22 protein-coding genes and 1 tRNA gene are annotated in these 24,017 nt (G+C 61.3%); 21 read left to right on the plus strand and 2 right to left on the minus strand.

The genetic code is table 11. From position 1 onward, the window contains the following. Nucleotides 1-46: 46 nt before the first annotated feature. From AC56LW_RS04285 to AC56LW_RS04375, 19 genes are all read left to right on the plus strand, one after another. Nucleotides 47-1,969 carry a PrkA family serine protein kinase gene (locus AC56LW_RS04285; RefSeq protein ID WP_183555793.1) on the plus strand — a complete coding sequence of 641 codons (1,923 nt, stop codon included), beginning with the start codon at nucleotides 47-49 and terminating at the stop codon, nucleotides 1,967-1,969. Between the two features lie 211 nt (nucleotides 1,970-2,180). Then, on the plus strand, nucleotides 2,181-3,452 hold the full coding sequence (locus AC56LW_RS04290) for a YeaH/YhbH family protein (RefSeq protein WP_332532453.1): 1,272 nt from the start codon (nucleotides 2,181-2,183) through the stop codon (nucleotides 3,450-3,452). A 42-nt stretch (nucleotides 3,453-3,494) separates the two neighbouring features. Continuing rightward, nucleotides 3,495-5,018 carry a SpoVR family protein gene (locus AC56LW_RS04295; RefSeq protein ID WP_499631987.1) on the plus strand — a complete coding sequence of 508 codons (1,524 nt, stop codon included), beginning with the start codon at nucleotides 3,495-3,497 and terminating at the stop codon, nucleotides 5,016-5,018. A gap of 771 nt (nucleotides 5,019-5,789) precedes the next feature. Further along, complete coding sequence (locus AC56LW_RS04300; protein WP_499503497.1) at nucleotides 5,790-6,455, plus strand: energy transducer TonB; 666 nt, start codon at nucleotides 5,790-5,792, stop codon at nucleotides 6,453-6,455. 84 nt (nucleotides 6,456-6,539) lie between these two features. Continuing rightward, on the plus strand, nucleotides 6,540-7,481 hold the full coding sequence (locus tag AC56LW_RS04305; RefSeq protein WP_499631990.1) for a MotA/TolQ/ExbB proton channel family protein: 942 nt from the start codon (nucleotides 6,540-6,542) through the stop codon (nucleotides 7,479-7,481). 3 nt (nucleotides 7,482-7,484) lie between these two features. Then, on the plus strand, nucleotides 7,485-7,904 hold the full coding sequence (locus tag AC56LW_RS04310; protein ID WP_258835394.1) for an ExbD/TolR family protein: 420 nt from the start codon (nucleotides 7,485-7,487) through the stop codon (nucleotides 7,902-7,904). 74 nt (nucleotides 7,905-7,978) lie between these two features. Continuing rightward, complete coding sequence (locus AC56LW_RS04315) at nucleotides 7,979-8,413, plus strand: ExbD/TolR family protein (protein WP_258835395.1); 435 nt, start codon at nucleotides 7,979-7,981, stop codon at nucleotides 8,411-8,413. 71 nt (nucleotides 8,414-8,484) lie between these two features. Continuing rightward, nucleotides 8,485-9,714, plus strand: a complete 1,230-nt coding sequence (locus AC56LW_RS04320; RefSeq protein ID WP_332532455.1) for a tetratricopeptide repeat protein — start codon at nucleotides 8,485-8,487, stop codon at nucleotides 9,712-9,714. 226 nt (nucleotides 9,715-9,940) lie between these two features. Next, nucleotides 9,941-10,912 (plus strand): bifunctional riboflavin kinase/FAD synthetase, encoded by a 972-nt coding sequence (locus AC56LW_RS04325; protein WP_332532456.1) that lies wholly within the window; start codon nucleotides 9,941-9,943, stop codon nucleotides 10,910-10,912. A gap of 113 nt (nucleotides 10,913-11,025) precedes the next feature. Further along, entirely contained in the window at nucleotides 11,026-13,911 is a 2,886-nt protein-coding gene (ileS, locus tag AC56LW_RS04330; protein ID WP_499631994.1) for an isoleucine--tRNA ligase, read from the plus strand. A gap of 18 nt (nucleotides 13,912-13,929) precedes the next feature. Further along, nucleotides 13,930-14,472, plus strand: coding sequence for a signal peptidase II (gene lspA / locus AC56LW_RS04335; RefSeq protein ID WP_183555802.1), 543 nt, complete (start codon nucleotides 13,930-13,932; stop codon nucleotides 14,470-14,472). A 19-nt stretch (nucleotides 14,473-14,491) separates the two neighbouring features. Continuing rightward, nucleotides 14,492-15,712, plus strand: coding sequence for a bifunctional phosphopantothenoylcysteine decarboxylase/phosphopantothenate--cysteine ligase CoaBC (coaBC, locus tag AC56LW_RS04340; RefSeq protein ID WP_499456799.1), 1,221 nt, complete (start codon nucleotides 14,492-14,494; stop codon nucleotides 15,710-15,712). 16 nt (nucleotides 15,713-15,728) lie between these two features. Continuing rightward, nucleotides 15,729-16,178 carry a dUTP diphosphatase gene (dut, locus tag AC56LW_RS04345; RefSeq protein WP_332532459.1) on the plus strand — a complete coding sequence of 150 codons (450 nt, stop codon included), beginning with the start codon at nucleotides 15,729-15,731 and terminating at the stop codon, nucleotides 16,176-16,178. Nucleotides 16,179-16,199: 21 nt separating this feature from the next. After that, a complete protein-coding gene (locus tag AC56LW_RS04350; protein ID WP_499631997.1) occupies nucleotides 16,200-17,294 on the plus strand; it encodes a M48 family metallopeptidase in 1,095 nt (364 codons plus the stop codon). An 83-nt stretch (nucleotides 17,295-17,377) separates the two neighbouring features. Beyond that, on the plus strand, nucleotides 17,378-18,373 hold the full coding sequence (locus AC56LW_RS04355) for an XdhC family protein (protein ID WP_499631999.1): 996 nt from the start codon (nucleotides 17,378-17,380) through the stop codon (nucleotides 18,371-18,373). Between the two features lie 92 nt (nucleotides 18,374-18,465). Beyond that, entirely contained in the window at nucleotides 18,466-19,383 is a 918-nt protein-coding gene (locus tag AC56LW_RS04360) for a DMT family transporter (protein WP_499632002.1), read from the plus strand. Further along, nucleotides 19,383-20,300 carry a DNA-3-methyladenine glycosylase family protein gene (locus AC56LW_RS04365; RefSeq protein ID WP_499632005.1) on the plus strand — a complete coding sequence of 306 codons (918 nt, stop codon included), beginning with the start codon at nucleotides 19,383-19,385 and terminating at the stop codon, nucleotides 20,298-20,300. The genes AC56LW_RS04360 and AC56LW_RS04365 overlap by 1 nt, the downstream gene beginning before the upstream one ends. A 293-nt stretch (nucleotides 20,301-20,593) precedes the next feature. Then, the gene (locus AC56LW_RS04370) at nucleotides 20,594-21,445 is read left to right on the plus strand and encodes a hypothetical protein (RefSeq protein ID WP_499632008.1); all 852 of its coding nucleotides are present in this window, start codon (nucleotides 20,594-20,596) and stop codon (nucleotides 21,443-21,445) included. 34 nt (nucleotides 21,446-21,479) lie between these two features. Then, a complete protein-coding gene (locus tag AC56LW_RS04375; RefSeq protein WP_499632011.1) occupies nucleotides 21,480-21,707 on the plus strand; it encodes a hypothetical protein in 228 nt (75 codons plus the stop codon). 98 nt (nucleotides 21,708-21,805) lie between these two features. Here AC56LW_RS04375 and AC56LW_RS04380 read toward each other — a convergent pair whose 3' ends face one another. Together AC56LW_RS04380 and AC56LW_RS04385 are read right to left on the minus strand one after the other, a co-directional pair. Continuing rightward, entirely contained in the window at nucleotides 21,806-22,219 is a 414-nt protein-coding gene (locus AC56LW_RS04380; protein WP_499580834.1) for a T6SS immunity protein Tdi1 domain-containing protein, read from the minus strand. 176 nt (nucleotides 22,220-22,395) lie between these two features. Further along, nucleotides 22,396-22,472 (minus strand) — tRNA-Met (locus AC56LW_RS04385). Between the two features lie 182 nt (nucleotides 22,473-22,654). Here AC56LW_RS04385 and AC56LW_RS04390 point away from each other — a divergent pair. Together AC56LW_RS04390 and aat are read left to right on the plus strand one after the other, a co-directional pair. Then, nucleotides 22,655-23,236, plus strand: coding sequence for an NUDIX hydrolase (locus AC56LW_RS04390; protein ID WP_183555808.1), 582 nt, complete (start codon nucleotides 22,655-22,657; stop codon nucleotides 23,234-23,236). 1 nt (nucleotide 23,237) lies between these two features. Then, nucleotides 23,238-23,960 carry a leucyl/phenylalanyl-tRNA--protein transferase gene (aat, locus tag AC56LW_RS04395; protein ID WP_332532467.1) on the plus strand — a complete coding sequence of 241 codons (723 nt, stop codon included), beginning with the start codon at nucleotides 23,238-23,240 and terminating at the stop codon, nucleotides 23,958-23,960. Nucleotides 23,961-24,017: the final 57 nt, after the last annotated feature.

The following is a 24,017-nucleotide window of genomic DNA, read 5'->3' on the forward strand; positions in this document are numbered from 1 at the left end:
CGCTGCTGTGACAGTGATTCGTTGTTGGCACATTAAAGGAAATTCAATGAGCATCTTTGAAAATTACACGGCCCGCTATGAGCGTACTCGCGAAGAGGAATACTCGATGTCCGAGTTCCTGCAGATGTGCAAGCGTGACCCGCTGACGTATGCCAGCGCACCGGAGCGCATGCTCGCCGCCATTGGCGAACCCACGCTGGTCGATACCCGTCTCGATTCGCGCATGTCGCGCATCTTCGCCAACAAGGTCATCAAGATCTATCCGGCGTTCCGCGAGTTTTATGGCATGGAAGAAGTGATCGAACAGGTCGTTTCGTATTTCCGCCACGCGGCGCAAGGCCTGGAAGAACGCAAGCAGATCCTGTATCTGCTGGGCCCGGTGGGTGGCGGCAAGTCGTCGATTGCCGAAAAGCTCAAGAGCCTGATGGAGCTGGTGCCCTTTTATGCGATCAAGGGTTCGCCCGTCAACGAGTCGCCCCTGGGCTTGTTCAGCGAAGACGAAGATGGCAAGATCCTCGAAGAGGATTACGGCATTCCCCGCCGCTACCTGCGCGCGGTGCCGAGTCCCTGGGCCGTCAAGCGCCTGCACGAATTCGGCGGCGACATCAACAAGTTCCGCGTCGTGCGGCGATATCCGTCGATCCTCAAGCAGGTCGCCATTTCCAAGACCGAACCGGGCGACGAAAACAACCAGGATATCTCGTCCCTTGTCGGCAAGGTCGATATCCGCAAGCTCGAGGATTTTTCGCAGGACGATCCGGACGCCTACAGCTATTCGGGTGGCCTGTGCCTGGCCAATCAGGGCCTGATGGAATTCGTCGAGATGTTCAAGGCGCCGATCAAGGTGCTGCACCCGCTGCTCACGGCGACGCAGGAAGGCAATTACAAGGGCACCGAAGGCTTTGGCGCGATCCCGTTCGACGGCATCGTGCTGGCCCACTCGAACGAGTCCGAATGGAAGACCTTCCGCAACAACCGCAATAACGAGGCGTTCCTTGACCGCATCTATATCGTCAAGGTGCCGTATTGCCTGCGGGTGTCGGACGAAGTGAAAATCTACGACAAGCTGCTGCGCAATTCGTCGCTCGACAAGGCGCCCTGCGCCCCGGGCACGCTGCGCATGATGTCGCAGTTTGCCGTGCTGTCGCGCCTGAAGGATCCCGACAACTCCAGCATCTATTCCAAGATGCTCGTGTATGACGGCGACAACCTGAAAGACACCGACCCCAAAGCCAAGTCGCTGCACGAATATGTCGATTACGCAGGCGTGGACGAAGGCATGAACGGCCTGTCGACCCGCTTTGCTTTCAAGATTTTGTCGAAGGTGTTCAATTTCGACAATACCGAAGTGGCGGCTAATCCGGTGCACCTGCTATATGTGCTCGAGCAGCAGATCGAGCGCGAGCAATTCCCGCCCGAGACCGAGCAGCGCTACCTGTCGTATATCAAGGAACACCTGGCGCAGCGCTACGTCGACTTCATCGGCAAGGAGATTCAAACGGCCTACCTGGAAAGCTATTCCGAGTATGGACAGAACATCTTCGACCGTTACGTCACGTTCGCCGACTTCTGGATCCAGGACCAGGAATTTCGCGATCCCGATACCGGCGAGAGTTTCGATCGCGAGTCGCTCAACGCCGAGCTGGAAAAAATCGAGAAGCCGGCCGGGATTTCGAATCCGAAGGATTTCCGCAACGAGATCGTCAACTTCAGCCTGCGTGCGCGCGCCACCAATGCCGGCAAAAATCCCGCCTGGACCAGTTATGAAAAGTTCCGCAGCGTGATCGAGAAAAAAATGTTCTCGAATACCGAGGAACTCCTGCCGGTGATTTCATTCAATGCAAAGGCGAATACCGAGGATGCGAACAAGCACGCCGATTTCGTGGCGCGCATGGTCGAGAAAGGCTATACGCCGAAGCAGGTGCGGTTGCTGTGCGAGTGGTATCTGCGCGTGCGCAAATCGTCGTAAGCAACAGCGCATAAGCAGCAGTATATAAGTAACAGCGTTGCCGGCTGGCCGCAGGCCGCCCGCCGGCAGCGTCCCGCGCTGTACGTGCGTCGCACGTCCGTTCGCGTAGCGTATTAAGATAAGGGCGCTGCTGTTTAAAAGGCAGCGCCACAGCGCCAACGGGCGTGTCCAAAACGCCAGATCCGCGCTTACATTGAGCAGGAGGCCTGTTTTGACTTACCTCATCGACCGTCGCTTGCAGGGCAAGAACAAGTCTGCGGTCAACCGCGAACGCTTTCTGCGCCGCTACAAGGCGCAGATCAAGGATGCCGTCGGCCGCGCTATCAAGGGCCGCTCGATCACCGACATCGAAAACGGCGAAAAGGTCACCATCCCCGTCAAGGACGTGAACGAGCCCCACTTCGGCCATGCCCATGGCGGCGTCTGGGAAACCGTCAACCCCGGCAATACCGAATATCAAAAAGGCGACCAGTTCAGCCGCCCGCGCGGCGGTGGCGCCGGCGCTGGCCGCGGCCGCCCCGGCAACAGCGACCAGACCGTCGAAGACGATTTCATCTTTGAATTGTCGCGCGAAGAATTCATGAATTATTTCTTCGAAGATCTCGAGCTGCCGAATATGGTCAAGACGCAGTTGACCCAGACCATTGAGTACAAGAATCAGCGCGCTGGCTACAACGTCTCGGGCACGCCCTCGAATATCCACGTGCTGCGCTCGCTGCGCGGGGCCCTGGGCCGGCGCATCGCCGTGGGCGGGCCGACCCGGCGCCAGTTGGCCGAAGCCCAGGAACAATTGCAGGCGTTGTTCGACGAAGGCGCACCGGCCGACGACCAGGGCGTCGTCGAACTGCGGGATCGCATTCACCATTTGCGGATCCGGCTCAATGCGATTCCGTTCATCGACCCGTTCGACCTGCGCTACGCCAACCGGATCAAGATTCCCAAGCCAAGTACCCAGGCCGTGATGTTTTGCATCATGGACGTGTCAGGCTCGATGGACGAAACGCGCAAGGACACCGCCAAGCGCTTCTTCATCCTGCTGTATCTGTTCCTGAAACGCGTGTACGAGAAAATCGATGTGGTCTTCATTCGCCACCACACGGCGGCGGCCGAGGTCGACGAGAACGAGTTCTTTCATTCGCGCGAGTCGGGCGGCACCGTCGTGTCGTCGGCCCTGCACCTGCTGCAAAAAGTCATCAACGAACGCTACGGCAGCGCCGACTGGAATGCCTACGTGGCGCAAGCCTCCGATGGCGACAACTGGGACAACGATTCGGTGCTGTGCAAGCAGATCCTGTCCAATGCGATCATGCCGCGCGTTCAGTACTACACGTATGTCGAAATCACGGACGGCCCGCCACAGAATCTTTGGGAACAATACTGCGACGTCGCCAGCCAGCACCGCAACTTCGCGATGCAAAAGATCGTGACCCCGGCCGATATCTATCCGGTGTTCCGGGAACTGTTTAAAAAGCAGGCCAAGTAGCCGCGCGAACAGCCCAACCAGCCAACAGCAGCGAGGTGCCTCATGCCAAGAGATCCGGACAACCCGCGCGCCCTGCCCGAACAGTCGGAATGGACTTTCGACCTGATCGAGCAGGCGCACGAAGAAATCAGGCGTGTGGCCAAACGCTACGGCCTCGACACCTACCCGAACCAGCTCGAGATCATCACCGCCGAGCAAATGATGGATGCCTACACCTCGGTCGGGATGCCGGTGTCATACAACCACTGGTCGTTCGGCAAGCATTTCCTGAGCACCGAGAAAAGCTACCGCCGTGGCCAGATGGGCCTGGCCTATGAAATCGTCATCAATTCCAATCCCTGCATCGCCTACCTGATGGAAGAGAACAGCCTGACGATGCAGGCGCTGGTGATCGCGCACGCGGCATACGGCCACAACTCCTTTTTCAAGGGCAACTACCTGTTCCGAAGCTGGACTGACGCTGACGCCATCGTCGACTATATGGTGTTCGCCAAGAATTACATCGCCGAATGCGAGCAGCGGCATGGCATCGATGCGGTGGAAGAATTGCTCGATTCGTGCCACGCGCTGCAAAACCATGGCGTCGACCGCTACAAGCGCCCGGCCAAGCTGTCAGTGGCGCAAGAGGCGGCGCGCACCAAGGAGCGTGAAGACTACGCGCAGTCGCAGGTCAATGCCATCTGGCGCACATTGCCACTGCGCGAAGAGCAGGTGCACAACGCCGCGCCCGTGCGCTTTCCACCTGAGCCTGAAGAAAACCTGCTGTACTTCATTGAAAAATATGCCCCGCTGCTGGAGCCATGGCAGCGCGAGCTCGTGCGCATCACGCGCAAGATCTCGCAATACTTTTATCCACAGCGCCAGACCCAGGTGATGAATGAAGGCTGGGCCACGTTCTGGCACTACACGATATTGCAGGACCTGTACCAGGAAGGCATCGTCGGCGACGGCTTCATGCTCGAATTCCTGCAAAGCCACACCAATGTCGTCTACCAGCCGCCGGCCAACAGCCCTTATTACAGCGGGATCAACCCGTATGCGCTCGGCTTCGCGATGATGAGCGACATCCGCCGCATCTGCGAACATCCCACTGACGAAGACCGTACCTGGTTCCCTGACATCGCCGGCAGCGACTGGCGCAAGACGCTGGACTTTGCGATGCGCAATTTCAAGGACGAGAGTTTCATTGCGCAGTACCTGTCGCCAAAGCTGATCCGCGAATTTCACTTCTTTGCCGTGCTCGACGACGATCGCAGCGACAAACTCTCGATTTCGGCCATCCACGATGACGCCGGCTACCGCTACGTGCGTCACAAGCTGGCCGAACAATACAACCTGGGCAGCCGCGAACCGAACATCCAGGTCTGGCAAGTCAATACACGCGACGATCGCGCGCTGACGCTGCGTCATACGCAGTACAACCGGCGCCCGCTCAATCAGCAGGCGCAAGAGGTCCTCAAGCACGTGGCCCGCCTGTGGGGCTTCGACGTGCGCCTCGAGACGGCCGATCCCGACGGCCACGTGGTCAGCTTCATTGATTGCCGGCGCGAAAAACGCACGCGCTGATTGCCTGTCCCTATACAGGATCGGCGTTCACGCCGATCCTTCCCGCCCCGCTCTTCAGCCCTCGTCACCTGTCAATACCACGCGTGCGTAGGAACACGTACGTACTCGTGTACGCTTGGTATCGCCAATATCGGAATTTCATGGTATGTTGCCGTCATCACATGTTGGCGCTGTCACATCTACGTCATGGCAATATGGTGGTGAAGTACCTAGCAAAACTAAGTAATATAGTTTGGCGAAGCAGGTGTAGAGCCTCGCAGCTTTTATTCCTGCCAAGTTGAACCTCCGTTAGGCGCACGGTTGAGTTATCTCAATGGTGAGAAGTCGTATAACTTTTATCTATAGCTTGTGAAGGAAGGTAGCTGTTCCAGGTGATTCGTTCTCCGATGCAAGACACGGTGAACAGCGATAGTTTGTACAAAAGCCGTCGCTTACTCATAGGAAATTTGCCAAACTGCACAATTAACGACAATAATTTGGCTAAACCAGCCTGAGCATTGATCTTCCACGTAATGAGGAGAATCCATAGATAAGACGACACATTTTCCGGACCTCCAAACCCCGCCGTACAGCCCATCCGTTCTTGTATAGATGAGCAGGTTTGCCTGCTTTTACAAGCAGTTAGCGGTCCTTTCGCTGCTGTAAAAATGTATGTGCAAAAAAGAATTCGTAGGTATAATTCCTCGAATGTCCCGGATGCGGCTCTAGGTTTCCGTCGTATTTAGTGGGTTTGGTAGCAACAAAAAAGAGTTGGCATTGGAGAAATATGGCATGAATTTTTCGAACGAAAAGCAACCCGGGAAAAATTTCACAGGATTCATCGTTGTGCTCATCTTCCACATCCTCGTGGGTTGGGCACTCGTTGCTGGCCTGGGGACCCGGATCGTCAGCACGGTGACCGAAGCTGTGGAGACCAAGCTGATTGAAGAAGTGGCTCCGCCGCCACCACCGGAAACCCCGCCACCGCCGCCACCGCCGGAAATGAAGGCTCCACCGCCTCCATTCATCCCGCCGGTCGAAGTGCAGGTGCAGCAGCCGCCACCGCCGCAGAACGTGATCGCCGCCGCGACGCAGACGCCGCCACCGACCACGTCGCTGGCACCGCCTGCACCACCGGCTCCATCAGCGCCGCCAGCACCACCGGCACCGCGTGCAGTCAGCCGCAGCGAAGCAGTAGCAGACTTTAATACTTGCGCACGTCCGGAATATCCGCGTTCGTCGCAACGCAATGAAGAAACGGGTACCACGACCCTGCAATTCCTGATTGGTGTCGATGGTCGCGTGTTGGAAGCCAAGCTGGCGAAGTCAAGTGGCTTCCGAGACTTGGACCGGGCCGCGCAATCGGCTCTGAGCAAATGCCGATTCAAGCCAGCCATGATCGATGGCAAGCCGGAACAGGCGTGGACAGCGGTGCAGTACGTCTGGACGCTGGAATAAAACCGGGACAAAACACCGTCTCAAACTTTGATTGTCGTTGTCGTAAGTTCAGCGAACTGTCTATTTAAATATTTTGGAGGAAGCATGTTTAAGAATACCCGTTTGTCCGCTTTCCTGGCGGCTGTCCTGTTGTCGGTAACCGCAGCATCGGCGCTGGTGTCGGCACCAGCCTTCGCGCAAACCCCGGCAACCGACGCAGCTGCTCCAGCGGCGACCGACGCAGCTGCACCAGCCGTTGATCCTGCTGCTGCGCCTGCTGCTGACGCTGCTGCTGCTCCGGCCGATGCCGGCGCGCCAGCTGCTGCGCCAGGCACCGAAAAAACCGAAGAAGTCTACAACCCGTACGGCCTGCAGGCCATGTGGGAACACGGCGACTTCGTCAACAAGGGCACCCTGATCATCCTGTCGCTGATGTCGATCGGTTCGTGGTACATCATCATCACCAAGCTGATCGATCAGCAAAAAGTGATGAACCAGGCTAAAGACATGAAAGCCAAGTTCTGGAAAGCACCGTCGATCGTCGCTGGTTCGGCTACGCTGAAAGAAGGTTCGCCATTCCGCTTCATCGCTGAAACCGGCACCAAGGCTACCCAGCACCACGATGGCGCCCTGCTCGAGCAGATCGACCTGTCGACCTGGGTTACCATGCAGATCCAGCGCGCTGTTGACCGTGTTCAGTCGCGTCTGCAAGATGGCCTGTCGTTCCTGGCAACCGTTGGTTCGACCTCGCCGTTCATCGGTCTGTTCGGTACCGTCTGGGGTATTTACAACGCACTGACCGCCATCGGCATGTCGGGTAACGCATCGATCGACAAGGTTGCAGGTCCAGTCGGTGAAGCACTGATCATGACCGCCTTCGGTCTGTTCGTTGCAGTTCCTGCCGTCCTGGGTTACAACTGGCTGGTTCGTCGTAACAAGACCGCGCTGGAAGACATCCGCTCGTTCTCGGCTGACGTGCACTCGGTCCTGATCTCGGGCGCAATGTCGACCTCGAACGCAGCAATCAGCGCCAAGAAGATTGGATAAATTATGTCGATGAGTGTCGGATCCGATAACGGAGAAGATGAGCTGAATTCAGAGATCAACACGACGCCACTCGTTGACATCATGTTGGTTCTGCTGATCATCTTCCTGATCACGAGTCCGGTGGTTCTGAAACTGCAACAAGTTGCACTGCCTGCAGAAGAGAACCAGGTCACACTGACCAAACCGGAAGACGTTAATATCACCGTCAATAAAGACGGCGAAATGTACTATAACCAGCTGCACCTCGCGAATACGGACGAGCTGTTCAAGTTCCTCGCGGAGCAGTCGGTGAAAGTGCCGCAACCGGCAGTGAAAGTTCGTGGTGACCAGGAAGCCCGCTACGAAGCGATCGGTCGGGTCATTTACACGGCACAACGTGCTGGGGTGCAGAAGGTTGGTTTCGTGATCGAACCACCGGGCTGATAGCCCTGCACGCGGCGTCAGGCTCATCGAGCCAGGCGCCGCGCCCTTCTCCCAACATTTGAAAAGGAAACACCATGAGTATGAGCGTAGGTTCGAGCTCCGCTAAGGATGCTGATCCGGAACCGATGATGGAAATGAACATGACGCCGTTGATCGACGTCCTGCTCGTTCTGATCATTATGCTGATCATCACGATTCCGAAGCAGAACCACTCGGTCAATCTGAACATGCCGACGGGTACCCCGCCACCGCTGACGGATGTCAAGCCGGTCGTGGTCACCATCGACGTGGACTTTGACGGCACCATCCTCTGGGATGGCGAAGTGATTCCGGATCGTGCAGCCCTCGAAGCAAAGATGAATGCAGTCGCAGCAATGGCTGACCAGCCTGAAGTGCACCTGCGTCCAAATAAGCTGGTAGAGTATAAAGTTGTAGCCGGCGTGATGGCATCTGCCCAGCGCATCGGCGTCACCAAAATCGGCATGGTCGGTAACGAGCAATTCCAGTAATCGTTCCATGTTTTGACCAACACGGCAGGGCTACCCCCTGCCGTGTCCATTTTGAAATAAGGATTTTTCAGATGATCAAGTTCCGTCTCGCTCACCTCAGTATCGCGATGGCCGCACTCGGCTTCGTTGCCGCCACTCCGGTGATCGGCCTGTCCTCCGCTGTCGCTGCAGAAGCACTGCGCGCGGAGATCGGCAAACCACTGCAGCAAGCCCAGGCACAAATGAAACAGGGTAAGCACAAGGATGCACTGGCGACCCTGCGTGGACTGGACAAAGTGGGCAACAAGACCGCCAACGAAACCTACACGATCGAGCGCGTGCGCGCCGCTGCGGCCTCGTCGGCCGGTGATTTCGATACCGCCGCCAAATCGTTTGAAGCACTGCTCGATTCGGGCAAGCTGAACGCCAGCGAGCGTTCGCAATTCTCGGAAGGCCTGGTCGGCATCTATATGCGCGCCGGCGATCTGAACAAAGCCAACAGCACGATCCAGTCCCTGCTCAAGCAGAAGGATGATCCGAAGCTGCGCGCTTACCTGCTGCAGAACTACTACAAGCAAGGCAACACCGCTGCGCTCGAGCAGGAACTGCGCACCATCGAAAAAAGCGGCCGCCTGAGCGAAGATCAGCTCGGCATGCTGGCCAATATCCAGCTCAAGAAAAACGATACGGCCGGCTATGTCCGCACCATCGAGAAGCTGGCAGCAAGCTATCCGAAAGCCCAGTACTGGACCGACCTGCTGAACCGTGTGCAGCGTCAGCCAGGCTACTCGCAGCGTCTGAACATCGACGTCTACCGCTTGAAGCTGGCCAATAACCTGCTCAAGAAGCCAAGCGAGTTCATGGAAATGGCCCAGCTGGTGCTGCAGGCGAAAGCCCCGGCCGAAGCGCTCAAGATCATTGACCGCGGCTACAAGGCCGGCGCACTGGGCACCGGCACCGATGCCGCACGCCACCAGCGCCTGAAGGAACTGGCCGAGAAAAACCTGGCCGAGCAAAACAAGAACTTTGCTGCGCTCGAAGCCGAGTACACCGCCGCCAAGGACGCAGACCAGATGGTTGGCCTGGGTTACGCGATGGTGCAGGCTGGCCAGGCCGACAAGGGCCTGAAGATGATGGAAGCAGCGATCAAGGCCGGCGGCCTGCGCAATGCCGAAGAAGCCAAGCTGCGCATGGGCGAAGCCTACGCCGTTGCTGGCAAGAAGCAGCAAGCCATCGCTGCGTTCAAGACCGTTGGCGGCAAGGACGGCACTGCCGAACTGGCCCGCTACTGGATCCTGGCAGTCAACCACCCACTGTCGTAAGCGCACGTTGCCGTCATCCGCATATGCGGTCGACGGCCTTGCAATCGACCAAAAACGCCGCCTTCGGGCGGCGTTTTCATTTGGTCTGCATCTGAAGGCCACCGTGCACGAAGGTGAATACAAACCATTCCTTCTATGCAACGTCGGAGTTGCCGCGCAGTTCCCGTATAATCAGGCTTTTGGCGCCGCATACCGACAGCATGGCGCGCAACCGGAACCAGACTTGATGAAGGTATTTCGCGGACTTCCCAACGACAGGGCGCGCGCACCCTGCGCACTCACGATCGGCAATTTCGACGGCGTCCATCGCGGCCACCAGGCCTTGCTGGCGCAGGTGCGCGGCGCAGCCGACCGGCTCGGTCTTGACGCGGCCGTGATGACGTTCGAGCCCCATCCCCGCGAATACTTTGCCCACAAACTGGGCGACCCGTCCAAAGCCCCGGCGCGCGTGGCCAATCTGCGCGACAAGCTCGAAGACCTGGACCAGGCCGGCATCGACCGCGTCATCGTCGAACATTTCAACGAACAGTTTGCCGCCATGTCGCCGCAGGATTTCGTCCAGCGCGTGCTGGTCGACGGTCTGCACGTCAAATGGCTGATGGTGGGCGACGACTTCTGCTTCGGCGCGCGCCGCGCCGGCAACATTGCCATGTTGACCGAGGCCGGCCGTGAACACGGGTTCGAGGTTCACACGCTCGGCACCGTGATGCATGGCGACGAACGCATCTCATCGTCGGCCGTGCGCGCGGCGCTGGCCGATGGCGACTTTTGCGCCACCAGCCGGCTGCTCGGTCATCCCTACGCGATGTCGGGCCACGTGATCCATGGTGCCAAGCTCGGCCGCACGCTGGGCTTCCCGACCCTGAACCTGCGCGTCACGCATCGCCCTGCCCTGTCCGGCATCTTCGTCGTACAGGTGCATGGCCTGGCCGAGCATCCGCTGCCGGCCGTGGCCAGCCTGGGCGTGCGCCCCACCGTCGAAGACGCCGGCCGCACCTTGCTTGAAGTGCATGTGTTCGACTATGCCGGCCAGTGTTACGGCAAGCTCGTGCGCGTGGAGTTTCTCGCCAAGCTGCGCGATGAAGAAAAATACGCCGACCTGGCCCTGCTCACGGCTGCGATCGACAACGATGCGCTGCAGGCACGCGCGTTCTTCGACCGGCGTAACGGCGCGCTGAACGCGACCGACCGAATTTGAGTGCGCTTCCCGGCCAGTCGACGATTGGCAGGAAGCGCCTCTCCCCTGTTTGCCAGACCCCATTCGACGCGGCGCACGGCGCCGTGCACACGAACACCCAACAAAAGAACCTTATGTCCGATACCAAACAGCACAACCCTGCCAAAGGCGGCAAAAAGCCCGAGAGCAAATACCCGGTCAATATGACCGACACCCCGTTCCCGATGCGCGGCGACCTCGCCAAGCGTGAACCGGGCTGGGTCAAGCAATGGCAAGACAAGAAAATCTACGAGCGCGTGCGCAAGGCCGCCAAGGGCCGTCCGACCTTCATCCTGCATGACGGGCCGCCGTACGCGAATGGCGACATCCACCTGGGCCACGCCGTCAACAAGATCCTGAAAGACATGGTGCTGAAGTCGCGCACGATCGCAGGCTTTGACGCCCCCTACGTGCCGGGCTGGGATTGCCACGGCATGCCGATCGAGATCCAGATCGAGAAACTGTACGGCAAGAACCTGCCGACGGCCGAGGTGCTGCAAAAGGCCCGCGCCTACGCGCTCGAACAGATCGACCGTCAGCGCGCCGGCTTCATCCGCCTGGGCGTGCTCGGCGAATGGGACAACCCGTACATGACCATGGCCTACAGCAATGAGGCCGATGAGCTGCGCGCGCTCGGCACGCTGCTCGAAAAAGGCTATGTCTACCGGGGCCTCAAGCCCGTGAACTGGTGCTTCGATTGCGGTTCGGCCCTGGCCGAGGCCGAAGTCGAATACCAGGACAAGCGCGACCCGGCGATCGACGTCGGCTTCCCGTTTGCCGAACCGGAAAAAATCGCTGCTGCTTTCGGCCTGGACAAACTGCCCGCAGGAGACGGCTTCATCGTCATCTGGACCACGACCCCATGGACCATCCCGTCGAACCAGGCGCTCAACGCCGGTCCGGAAGTCCAGTATTCGCTGGTGCAGGCCGAACGTGACGGCAAGCCGCTGCTCCTGATCCTCGGTTCCGAGCTGGTCGAATCGTGCCTGACGCGCTACAAGCTCGAAGGCACGGTCGTCGCCACCACCGTCGGCGAAAAGCTGGCCGGCATCAACTTCAAGCACCCGCTGCATGCGCAGGACGCGTTCTACAACCGCCTCTCGCCGCTGTACCTGGCCGACTACGTCACGGTCGACAGCGGTACGGGCGTCGTGCACTCGGCGCCTGCCTATGGCTTGGAAGACTTCGTGTCGTGCAAGGCGCACGGCATGCAGGACGACGACATCCTCAAGCCGGTCATGGGCGACGGCCGCTTTGTCTCGACGCTGCCGCTGTTCGGCGGCCTGACGATCTGGGAAGCGAGCAAACCGATCTGCGCCGCGCTGACCGAAGCCGGTGCGCTGTTCGAACTCAAGATGTTCGATCACAGCTACATGCACTGCTGGCGCCACAAGACGCCGATCATCTACCGCGCCACCAGCCAGTGGTTTGCCGGCATGGACCTCACGCCAAAGGATGGCGGCCCGACCCTGCGCCAGACCGCGCTGGCCGGCATCGCCAAGACCCAGTTCTTCCCGGACTGGGGCCAGGCGCGCCTGCACGGCATGATCGAAAACCGTCCTGACTGGACCCTGTCGCGTCAGCGCCAGTGGGGCGTGCCGATGGCCTTCTTCATCCATAAAGAAACTGGCACGCTGCACCCGCGCACGCCGGAACTGCTGGAGCAAGTGGCCAAGCTGTTCGAAACGGGCGGCATCGACGCCTGGCATACGCTCGACCCGGTCACGCTGCTGGGCGACGACGCCGCCATCTACGAAAAGAACAGGGACACGCTGGACGTCTGGTTCGATTCGGGCGCAACCCACCAGACCGTGCTGCGCGGCTCGCACAAGGAGCAGCTGGGCTTCCCGGCCGACCTGTACCTGGAAGGCTCGGACCAGCACCGCGGCTGGTTCCACTCATCGCTGCTGACATCGTCGATGCTCAATGGCGAGCCACCGTACAAGGCGCTGCTCACGCACGGCTTCACGGTCGACGAGCATGGCAAGAAGATGTCCAAGTCGCTCGGCAACACGATGGCACCGCAGAAAATCTCCGACACGCTCGGCGCCGACATCCTGCGCCTGTGGGTGGCCTCGACCGATTACACGGGCGAGCTGTCGATCGGCGAAGAGATCCTGAAGCGCGTGACCGAATCGTACCGCCGCATCCGCAACACGCTGCGCTTCCTGCTGGCCAATACGTCGGACTTCAACCCGGCGCAGCACGCGGTGCCGATGGGCGAGCTGCTTGAGATCGACCGCTACGCGATCGCCTCGATGGCCCAGTTGCAGAAGGACGTGGCGGCGCACTTCGAGCGCTACGAATTCCACCCGGTCGTCTCGCGCCTGCAGAACTACTGCTCGGAAGACCTGGGCGGCTTCTACCTGGATATCCTGAAGGATCGCCTGTACACGACCGGCATCGATTCGCCAGCACGCCGCTCGGCGCAGACCGCGCTGTGGCACATCGCGCATGCGCTGCTGCGCGTGATGGCGCCGGTGCTGTCGTTCACGGCCGAAGAAGCGTGGGCCGTGTTTGCGGACCAGGAAACGTTCAACGCCAGCGATGAAACCATCTTCACGCAGACGCTGTGGACCTTCCCCGAGCTGCCGGATGGCGATGCGCTGCTGGCCAAGTACGCCTTGCTGCGCCAGGTGCGCCTGGACGTGACGAAGCAACTGGAAGAAGTGCGCACCTCGGGCGCGATCGGTTCGTCGCTGCAGGCCGAACTGGCGATCAAGGCCTCAGGCGAGAAGTACCGCGCGCTGGCCAGCCTGGACGACGACCTGAAGTTCGTCTTCATCACGTCGCAGGCGAGCGTCACGGAAGTGGCAAGCGAGGCTGAGGAAGCCGTGGCCGTGGTGCCGTCGGACGCCGAGAAGTGCGAGCGCTGCTGGCACTATCGCCGCGACGTCGGCCACGACCCTGCACATCCAACGCTGTGCGGCCGCTGCACGAGCAACCTCTTCGGCGCCGGCGAAGCGCGCCGCTTCGCATAAGTACCGGGTCCAGACACCATGGCAACCAAAAAGAAACCAGCGCCGTCCGGCGCCACCTTAGTCAAGCGCAGCACGAACAAGAGCGTCGGCGCCAGCATGTTCCCCTGGATCGGGCTGTCCCTGATCATCGTCCTGCTCGACCAGGTGACCAAGCTCACCGTCGAACGTACGTTTGCCTACGCCGAGACGGTGCCGATCACGGGCTTCTTCAACCTGATCAAGGTGTACAACCCGGGGGCGGCGTTCAGCTTCCTGGGTGACGCGAGCGGCTGGCAGCGCTGGCTGTTCCTGGGTATCGCCATTGGCGCCGTGGTGTTCTGCCTGTACATGATGAGCAAGAATGCGACGCAGCGCCTGTTCTGCTTCGCGCTCGCGCTGATCATGGCCGGCGCAGTCGGTAACGGCATCGACCGCGTCGTGCATGGCCACGTGATCGACTTCCTCGATTTCTACTGGACCGGCATCGGCCACTTCCCGGCCTTCAATATCGCCGACATCGGCATCTCGGTCGGCGCCGTGCTGTTCGTGCTGGATGAATTCCGGCGCGTGAACAAGTCGTGACCGGGACCAAACCATGAGCATGGACCTGAAAGGCAAGCGCATCGTCCTGGGCCTGACTGGTGGTGTCGCCTGCTACAAGGCGGCCGAACTGTGTCGCGCGCTGGTCAAGCACGGCGCCAGCGTGCAGGTCGTGATGACCGAAGCGGCAACGCATTTCATCGGTGCGGTCACCATGCAGGCGGTGTCGGGCAACCCGGTCTACCTGGACCAGTGGGATGCGCGCATGGCCAACAACATGGCCCACATCGACCTGACCCGGGGCGCCGATGCGATCCTGATCGCGCCCTGCTCGGCCGATTTCATCCGCAAGCTCGTGCACGGCGCCGCCGACGACCTGTTGTCGCTGCTGTGCGTGGCGCGCCCGCGTCACGTGCCGCTGCACGTAGCGCCGGCGATGAACGTCGAGATGTGGGACAACCCGGCCACGCAGCGCAATGTGACGCAGCTGCGCGCTGACGGCATTTGCCTGTTCGGCCCGGGCCGCGGCGCGCAAGCGTGTGGCGAAACGGGCATGGGGCGCATGCTCGAAGCAGATGAACTGGTCGACGAGCTGATTGCCTCGTTCCAGCAAAAGGTGCTGGCGGGCCGGCGCGTGATGATCACGGCCGGGCCGACGTTCGAACCGATCGATCCGGTGCGCGGCATCACCAATCTGTCGTCCGGCAAGATGGGGTACGCCATCGCGCGCGCTGCGCGGGAAGCCGGCGCCGATGTGACGCTGGTCTCCGGGCCGGTGTCGCTGCCCACGCCGCATGGCGTGCGCCGCATCGACGTGCTCACCGCGCAGCAGATGCACGACGCGGTGATGGCCGGCGTCACGGGCCAGCACGTGTTCATCGGCGTGGCCGCAGTGGCCGACTGGCGCGTCGTCAATGCCAGCGACCAGAAACTCAAGAAGACGCCTGATGGCGCTCCGCCGGCGCTGGAGTTCGCGCAGAACGCGGATATCCTGGCCTCGGTCGCGGCAACCGTCTCGCTGTCGGGTTGGCCGTACTGCGTGGGCTTTGCCGCCGAATCCGAGCAGCTCGAAGCCTACGGCGCGGCCAAGCGCGAAAAGAAGGGCATCCCCCTATTGGTCGGCAACATCGGGCCGCAGACGTTCGGCCAGGACGACAACACGATCATCCTGTTTGATGAACACGGCCACGTGCTGCTCGAGCGCGCCGACAAGCTCACGCTGGCGCGCCAGCTGGTGTCCGAGATCGGCAAACGCCTCGAACAGCGCTCCCTGCTCACCTGATTACCCAGAAATTGCAATGAAACATATCGACCTCAAAATCCTCGACCCGCGCATGCAGGACCTGCTGCCGGCCTACGCCACGCCGGGCAGCGCCGGCCTCGACCTGCGCGCCTGCCTCGATGCGCCATTGACCATCGCGCCGGGCGAAACCGTGCTGGTGCCCACCGGTCTGGCGATCCATATCGGCGATCCGGGTTACGCCGCGATGATCCTGCCGCGCAGTGGCCTTGGCCACAAGAGCGGCATCGTGCTGGGCAATCTGGTAGGCTTGATCGACTCCGATTACCAGGGCCAGCTGATGGTCTCTACCTGGAATCGCAGCAGCACCGCCTTCGTGCTGCAACCAATGGATCGGCTCGCGCAGCTGATCATCGTGCCGGTATTGCAAGTGGCTTTCAACGTGGTGACCGACTTCGCGTCGAGCGACCGTGGCGTCGGTGGCTTCGGCAGCACCGGCAAACAATAACAAACCATGAGGAGCACCCTGATGCGCATCCAGCGTCTGCACCGATTCACTTCCCCGGCATTGATCGTCGCCACGGCAGCGCTGCTCGCTGCCTGCAGCACGCCGGGGCCAATGCAATCGTCGACCGAACCGGGCGCCGTGCCGGTCGAACAGGCGTCGGGCAAGCCCGAGGTCACGCCGCAGATGGCCGCTGCCGCCGAGGTGCTCCAGCGCATGGCAACGCAACACGACCGCCTGTACCGCGTCGCCGCCCCCCTCCTGATCGACAATGCCGCGCTGTGCACCAAGCACGCGCGCAACCTGCTGGGCTTCACTGCGAAGAACCGCTACACCTATCCGGGCCAGTACAACGAGGCAGCGTGGGTGGTGCTGGGCATGGACGAGCACCTGCAGGTCACGAATGTCCTGAACGGCAGCGGTGCAGCCAAGGCCGGCCTGCGTCAGGGCGACCGCCTGCTGGCCGCCGCTGGCACGCCGCTCCCGGTGGGGCCGAATGCCCTGAGCAAGGCCGGCGCCGTGTTCGGCCCGATCATGGCCAAGCAGGCCAGCCTGCCACTGTCGATCGAGCGCAGCGGTAAGCCGCGCGACCTGACCATTCCCGTCACGCGCGCCTGCGCTTTCGCCATTGAGCTGGGCAACGCCGACAACATCAACGCGTACGCCGACGGCAGCCGCGTGATGGTCACGCGCGGCATGCTGGGCTTCGCCCAGAACGACGACGAACTGGCGTACGTGGTGGCGCGCACGATGGCGCACAATATGCTGGGCCAGGCGGCCACGCAGCGCAATGCGGCCACCATCGGCAGCATCATCGACAACCTCACCGCCATCACGCCGGATACCTCGATGCTCATCGGCAGCGGCGGCATCAGGGCGACGCCAGCGGCCGACGACGTGGCGGCCGACCGCCTTGCGGTCTACCTGCTGGCGCGCGCCGGTTACCGTTACGAGGGTGCGTCCGCATTCTGGAAGCGGCTGGCGGCGACGTACCCCGCCAAGATCCTCAATGGCTACACGGCGAACCACCCGGCCATGCCAATGCGCGTGGCGGCGATCGACAAGGCCGTGGCGGAAGTCAAGGCCAAGCAAAGCGCCAAGAAACCGCTGGTGCCTTGACGGCTGGCCTGCGCGCCGACACGTGCGGCGCTTTTTTTGTATGATTGTCCATCTTATTCACCCGCCCCGGCGACACGAACACCATGGACAGCATCGACCTCGACGTACTGAAAACCTGCGCCGCCTGGCTTGACGGCGGCCAGCGCTGCCAGCTGGTCACGGTCATCAAGACCTGGGGTTCCAGCCCACGCCCGGTGGGCGCCACGCTGGCCATCTGCGAAGATGGTCAGGTGGTCGGCTCGGTCTCCGGCGGCTGCATCGAAGACGACCTGATCGCCCGCGTGCGCGACAACGGCATCGAAATCACCCTCCCCGAAATCATCAGCTACGGCATCAGCGCCGACGAAGCGCACCGCTTCGGCCTGCCCTGCGGCGGCACCATCGAGCTGGCCATCGAACCGCTGTCGGTCGACAGCGGCATCAAGGAGCTGCTCGCGCGTCTCGGCGAAGGTGAACTGGTCGAGCGCAGCGTGCAGCTGGATACCGGCGCCGTCACGCTGTCCACGGCGCAGGCCACCGCCATCCAGCGCGTCGAAGACGGCGTGCTGCATACGCTACACGGCCCGCGCTGGCGCCTGTACATCATCGGCGCCGGCCCGCTGTCGCGCTTCCTGGCGCAGATCGCCGCTGGCATGGATTACCGCGTCACCGTGTGCGACCCGCGCGAAGAATACCGCAGCGGCTTTCACATCCCCGGCGTAACGCTGGTGCATGCGATGCCCGACGATCTGGTCATCGACGCCAAGCTCGATGCGCGCAGCGCCGTCGTGGCGCTCACGCATGACCCGAAACTGGACGACCTGGCGCTGATGGAGGCGCTCAAGTCCGAGGCCTTCTACGTCGGCGCGATCGGCTCGCGCGCCAACAATGCCAAGCGGCGCGAACGTCTCAAGCTGTTCGATCTGACCGACGTCGAACTGGCGCGCCTGCACGGGCCGATCGGCCTGTACATCGGCAGCAAGACGCCGGCTGAAATCGCGGTCGCGATCATGGCCGAAATGACGGCCGTGAAGAACGCGGTGCCACAGACGCTACTCATGCCGCATGCGGCCGCACTGACGCTTGCCAGCGCCGCCTGAGGAACGGGTATCGATGGCAAGAAGCGGTTGGCACATTGCTGCCGGCCCTGCCACAATGGTCAGCCTGACAACTGGCCATTTTTTTCGACCTCATGAACACCGCGAACATGCTGCGCCTCGTTGCGCTGGCCGCCATCTGGGGCGGCTCCTTCCTCTTCATGCGCATCGCCGCGCCGGTGCTCGGTCCGGCCGTGCTGATCGAATACCGGCTCGCACTGGCGGCCGTGTTCCTCGCGCTGGTGAGCTGGGTGCTGCATTTGCGCGGGCGCGGCGCGCCGCTGAACGTGCGGCGCCACTGGCAGCATTACCTGATCCTGGGCCTGTTCAATTCTGCCCTGCCTTTTTTGCTGTTCGCGTTTGCCGCGCGCACGCTGTCGGCGTCAGTGCTGGCGGTGCTCAACGCCACCGCGCCGATGTGGGGCGCGCTGGTCGGCGCCGTGTGGGCGCGCCAGCAGGTCACGCGGCGCAGCGCCCTCGGCCTGCTGCTAGGCACCGCCGGCGTCGCGCTGCTGGTCGGCTTCGATCACGTGGCCGAACGGCCCGGCGCGGGCCTGGCCGTGGCCGCGGCGCTGATCGCCGCCTTCAGCTACAGCGTCGCCAGTCAGTACACGAAATCGGCCGCCGCCAGCAAGGGCGGCGTGGCGCCGTTCGCCAATGCGCACGGCTCGATGTGGGCCTCGGCCCTGCTGGTGCTGCCGCTCGTCGCGTTCTTCCCGGCGCCGGGCGCGCCGACCGCTGGCATCATGGCTGCCGTCGTGACGCTGGGCGTGGTCTGCAGCGGCATCGCCTACATCGTCTATTTCAAGCTGATCGAAGATGTTGGCGCCACGTCGGCGCTGACGGTCACGTTCCTCAGCCCCGTGTTCGGCATCCTGTGGGGCGCGCTGTTCCTGCATGAGGTGATCGGCTGGCACACGATCGCCGGTTCGGCGATCGTCCTGCTCGGCACGGCGCTGGTGACCGGATTCAAGCCAACCTGGCGGCGCGTGCCGGCGCCAACGGGAATTTGATGACTGCATCCCATGCGATCGCCCTGCCGCCCGGCTACCGCGTCGCCGACGTGCTGGCATTTCACGGCCGCGATTCCGAACGCGTGGCCGAGCAGGTCGACGCCGATGGCTTGCGCAAGGGCGTGCTGCTCGGTGGCGTGCCGACGCTGTTCGACATCCGGTTCGAGGACGGCGCAGCGCACTGCCGCGTGACGTTCGACGGGCCGGTCACGCCAGCCCTGGAGGCGCAGGCGCACGAGGCGCTGCTGAACGTGCTCGGCCTGCGGATCGATCCGACGGCATTCGGCGCAGCCATCCAGGCCGATCCATGGTTGGGACCCGTCGTGGCGCGCCAGCCGGGCCTGCGCATCGTGCAGTCGGCCACGATCTTCGAGGCGCTGACCTGGGCCATCATCGGCCAGCAGATCAACCTGACATTTGCCATCGCGCTGCGCCGCACGCTGATCCAACTGGCGGGCCGCGCGCATTCGTCCGGCTTGTGGTGCTATCCGGAGGCGCCGGACGTGGCACGGCTCGACATCGGCGAACTCACGGGCCGCAAATTCTCGAATGCCAAGGCCGAGACGATCCTGCGCGTGGCGCGCATGGTGGTCGATGGCAGCCTGGTGCTTGAACGGCACGCTGGCGTGGAGGATATTTCTGGCTCGGCAAGCGCCGAGGTCAGCGAAACACTGCTGGCCATCAAGGGCATCGGCCCCTGGACCGTCAATTACGTGCTGCTGCGCGGCTATGGCTATCCGGATTGCTCGCTGGAAGGCGACGTCGCCGTACGCGCCGCGCTGCACAAGCTCTCGGGCAGCGCAGCCCGGCCAACCGTCGCGGAAGCCGAGCGCATGCTGGCGCGCTACGCGCCGCACCGCACGATGGCAGCGGCCTACCTGTGGGCGAGCCTGGCCGATACGCCGGCTGCGAATTGAACGGCTTCAAGCCCCTGACAACATCGCCAGCAAGTCCTGGGAATAAAAAGCCTGAGACTTGACCAGGGCTATACGGCCTCACGAACTCGTCGCGCGCACGTTCATCAGTCTCCCCTGGGCAGTACCACCAGATGCTACCAATCAGCGCATGCCACGCCTCTAATGCAACATAAGTTTCCTTATTGAATTTAATGGACATAATGTGTCCCACGTGCTGGCGCGATTCAACCAGCCAAGCTGACGAGGTACATATTCTCGTCATCCTATAATTCGATGGGGTAACAGGTATTAATATGGCGAAGTTCGTTTTGAAAAAAGGCACTCTGATCAAGCATGGTACTTCGCTCGCGCGAATCCGGAGCATCCTTGAAACTGGGTTGATCCCGAATGCGCAGCGTAATGATGACCGGTCAATAATCGAACTTGCACCGGAGACTCAAGGTGTCTATGTGGGAGAATTAACCGCCTATTTTGGCGCGTATGCGAACTTCGCGGCCGAAATCGCTGGTTATATGCATGACCCCGAAATGATCAAGGCGGCAATCTGTTCCGTGGTCGCTCCAGCAGACATCCGCAAGCTGGTGCTGCCTGCTGCACCAATGGCATTTCCGCTGGTAATCACAATCGAACTTCAGGAAGACTGCGAACTGCTGGCCGATGAGGATTACGTATTTGACGGCAGCTATCCCGTCGAACAACGTGTGCCTTTGGCACTTCTCGAAGATCAGGCCGAGCTGGTGTGGAACCGTTGGCGCTCTGGTGTCATTACGCGCTCGATTCCGGCAAGCTGGTTCGTCCATATCGAGCATCCGCGCCTGACTCACCTGGACGGAAGTCTTGAAGTGCACCGTCAAAGCTGGTCCGATTGCGAGCTGTTTGCTGCCGGGCTGATGCAGTCGTCGAACAAGGAGTTGCCAGAAAATCTCATTCCACCGTATGTGCAGCGATATGGTTCACTCTCGTTGTCTCAACGGATTTCGCCAACGCCGGCGGCGCTTGACCATCTTATTACGCACAAGAGTCTGCTTATCAACCACAACCGCATATTTAACCATCTTCGAATTTTCTACATAATGGAAGAAATGGCACGCAATTACGGTATCAGATTGGTGCGTTCGATGGGCAATGAACTTTTTCTTCAGTGAATCACGCAGCGTAGATTAAGACCGGTGCTGACAAGTGCGACATGCAAAACCGCTGTCGCGCAAAATGAAGCATGCCGGTATTTTCTGGCCAATTCAGGAGAAGATCATGGGACGAACACCGAACGATGACCGCAGTGATAATCTGAACCCAAACAACGATGCCTACGACGCTAGCCAGGACAATCGTTCGGAGCAACTCAATCCGAACAATGAACGGTATCAGGGCGATCAGGATACAGATTCAGAAGTAAACGACGATTAACCCATTTTTGGGCGGCCGCATCTGCACTGCGGCCGTTCTTCCAGTTGTTTGCGCACTTGCCTGGCCGAAGGCAGGATGAAAAATATGGTCAGGCAGAGTTAATTCCAGCGCGGCAGCCCATCGAACTGCTGCGCGCCCTCCCCCGAAAACCGGATCAATGCCGCCAGCGGCACGGTCGCCAGGTTATCGCACCCGTACTTCCCGCCGAGCGCACTGGGAATCTTCAGGCAGTAGGTACGCCCGTCGGTGAGCGGCCCCAGCGCGGCTTCGGCCAGGCACACTGCCTCGGGCATGTACCAGTCGTTGAGAAAATCCTGGTTGTACGACAGCGCATCGAGCGCGGCGCGGTTGCTGGCCAGCGGCTCGCAGCACAGTTCGTGCGGGCGCAGGCACCAGAACCGGTCGTCTTCGTCGCGGATGATGAGATTGCCGAAGGCATTGGCGCCGAGCACTTCGACCGCGCTCATGCCGACCCAGCCCCAGGATTGGTTGATATCGTCTACATCGATCATGGCTTGCCCCTGACTTGTCGTCCGTTGCAGGTTGGACCTGGCAAGCTGCCGTGCATTGCAGCAGAGGCGCGTGACGTTGCGCTGGATCGAGGCCGTTACAGCCAAGCAAGAGCCCCTGGAACGAGGCCAGAAAAACGAAAAGCCGCTGATTCTTTCGAATCAACGGCCTCTAATCTTGGTTGCGGGGACAGGATTTGAACCTGTGACCTTCGGGTTATGAGCCCGACGAGCTGCCAGACTGCTCCACCCCGCGTCTGTGAAATGAATTATACGCCCCCACGCGTCATTTAGCAAATCCAATCCTCATTGCATGGCTTATTGAAGAAACTTATATCTCGGTGGAGCGCGCGGGCGCCAGCTGCGAACGCGCCCCCTGCCCCTGTCGACGCCGCATTCGGTGTACAGTATTGCCACGACCAACCTGCCCTATCCACCATGAAATTCTGCTCCGAGTGCGCCCACCCTGTCGTGCTGGCGATTCCCGAAGGCGACAACCGGCCGCGCTACGTGTGCACGCACTGCAACACGATCCATTACCAGAACCCGAAGCTGGTCGTCGGTTCGATTCCCGTATGGGAACGTGATGGCGAACTCCAGATCTTGCTGTGCAAGCGCGCGATCGAGCCGCGCTACGGCTACTGGACGCTGCCGGCCGGATTCATGGAAAACGAAGAAACCACCGAACAGGCGGCGCAGCGCGAGACCGAAGAAGAAGCCGGTGCCAATATCGAACTTGGCCCGCTGTTTTCGCTGCTGAACGTCGCCCACGTGCACCAGGTCCACCTGTTCTACCTGGCGCGCCTGCGTGACCTCGACTATGCGGCGGGCATTGAAAGCCTGGACGTGCAATTGTTCACCGAAGCCACCATCCCCTGGGACGATCTGGCCTTCCCCACGATCCGCACGACGCTGGAACTGTTCTTTGCCGACCGGATCAAAGTGCGCGAGGGTGGCGACTTCGGCTTTCACAGCGTGGCCGTCAACCGCCCCATGATGGCCCCACGCGAACCGGACTGACATGATCCCCTGGCTCGACATCGATACGCCGTTCCCCGACGTGTCGAAGGCATTGACCGTTGAAGCACCGGGCCTGCTGGCGGCCGGCGCAGACCTGTCGCCGGCGCGCCTGCTGCAGGCCTACCGTAACGGCATCTTCCCGTGGTTTTCCGAAGGCCAGCCGATCCTGTGGTGGAGCACCGATCCGCGCATGGTGCTCTACACCGACCAGTTCAAGGTCAGTAACAGCCTGGCAAAAACGCTGCGCAAGATCGAGCGCAGCCGCCTCGATGGCGGGCGCTGGGACGTGCGCTTCGACAGCGCGTTCGACGACGTGATGCGCGCCTGCGCTGCCCCGCGGCGCGACGGGCCAGGCACCTGGATTTCGGATGAGATCATCGCCGGCTACACGGGCCTGCACACGCTGGGTTACGCGCACTCGGCCGAAGTCTGGCTCGACGGCGAACTGGTGGGCGGCGCGTATGGCGTGTGCATCGGCCGCATGTTCTATGGCGAATCGATGTTTGCGCGCGTGTCCGATGCGTCCAAGGTCGCGCTGGCCTATCTGGTGGCGTTTTTGCAGCGCCATGGCGTCGAGATGGTCGATTGCCAGCAGGAGACCGGCCACCTGGCTTCGCTCGGCGCGGCGCCGATCCCGCGCAGCCGCTTTCTTGAGCACGTCCACCGCGCGACCGCCAGGCCGGGCATCGGGTCATGGACAGTGACGGCACCGTTGCCTGGCTAACGGAATCGCAGCGCGGTTTTCGCTAGAATAGGCGGCAACCCCACGTCGTCCCGAGAG

The organism is Telluria sp. LT2P80, from assembly GCF_059685955.1.

Coding starts and splice junctions, on each gene's coding strand:
- AC56LW_RS04285 (WP_183555793.1), top strand. CDS start 47: ATGAGCATCTTTGAAAATTACACGGCCCGCTATGAGCGTACTCGCGAA.
- AC56LW_RS04295 (WP_499631987.1), top strand. CDS start 3,495: ATGCCAAGAGATCCGGACAACCCGCGCGCCCTGCCCGAACAGTCGGAA.
- AC56LW_RS04300 (WP_499503497.1), top strand. CDS start 5,790: ATGAATTTTTCGAACGAAAAGCAACCCGGGAAAAATTTCACAGGATTC.
- AC56LW_RS04305 (WP_499631990.1), top strand. CDS start 6,540: ATGTTTAAGAATACCCGTTTGTCCGCTTTCCTGGCGGCTGTCCTGTTG.
- AC56LW_RS04310 (WP_258835394.1), top strand. CDS start 7,485: ATGTCGATGAGTGTCGGATCCGATAACGGAGAAGATGAGCTGAATTCA.
- AC56LW_RS04315 (WP_258835395.1), top strand. CDS start 7,979: ATGAGTATGAGCGTAGGTTCGAGCTCCGCTAAGGATGCTGATCCGGAA.
- AC56LW_RS04320 (WP_332532455.1), top strand. CDS start 8,485: ATGATCAAGTTCCGTCTCGCTCACCTCAGTATCGCGATGGCCGCACTC.
- AC56LW_RS04325 (WP_332532456.1), top strand. CDS start 9,941: ATGAAGGTATTTCGCGGACTTCCCAACGACAGGGCGCGCGCACCCTGC.
- ileS (WP_499631994.1), top strand. CDS start 11,026: ATGTCCGATACCAAACAGCACAACCCTGCCAAAGGCGGCAAAAAGCCC.
- lspA (WP_183555802.1), top strand. CDS start 13,930: ATGGCAACCAAAAAGAAACCAGCGCCGTCCGGCGCCACCTTAGTCAAG.
- coaBC (WP_499456799.1), top strand. CDS start 14,492: ATGGACCTGAAAGGCAAGCGCATCGTCCTGGGCCTGACTGGTGGTGTC.
- dut (WP_332532459.1), top strand. CDS start 15,729: ATGAAACATATCGACCTCAAAATCCTCGACCCGCGCATGCAGGACCTG.
- AC56LW_RS04350 (WP_499631997.1), top strand. CDS start 16,200: ATGCGCATCCAGCGTCTGCACCGATTCACTTCCCCGGCATTGATCGTC.
- AC56LW_RS04355 (WP_499631999.1), top strand. CDS start 17,378: ATGGACAGCATCGACCTCGACGTACTGAAAACCTGCGCCGCCTGGCTT.
- AC56LW_RS04360 (WP_499632002.1), top strand. CDS start 18,466: ATGAACACCGCGAACATGCTGCGCCTCGTTGCGCTGGCCGCCATCTGG.
- AC56LW_RS04365 (WP_499632005.1), top strand. CDS start 19,383: ATGACTGCATCCCATGCGATCGCCCTGCCGCCCGGCTACCGCGTCGCC.
- AC56LW_RS04370 (WP_499632008.1), top strand. CDS start 20,594: ATGGCGAAGTTCGTTTTGAAAAAAGGCACTCTGATCAAGCATGGTACT.
- AC56LW_RS04380 (WP_499580834.1), bottom strand. CDS start 22,219: ATGATCGATGTAGACGATATCAACCAATCCTGGGGCTGGGTCGGCATG.
- AC56LW_RS04390 (WP_183555808.1), top strand. CDS start 22,655: ATGAAATTCTGCTCCGAGTGCGCCCACCCTGTCGTGCTGGCGATTCCC.
- aat (WP_332532467.1), top strand. CDS start 23,238: ATGATCCCCTGGCTCGACATCGATACGCCGTTCCCCGACGTGTCGAAG.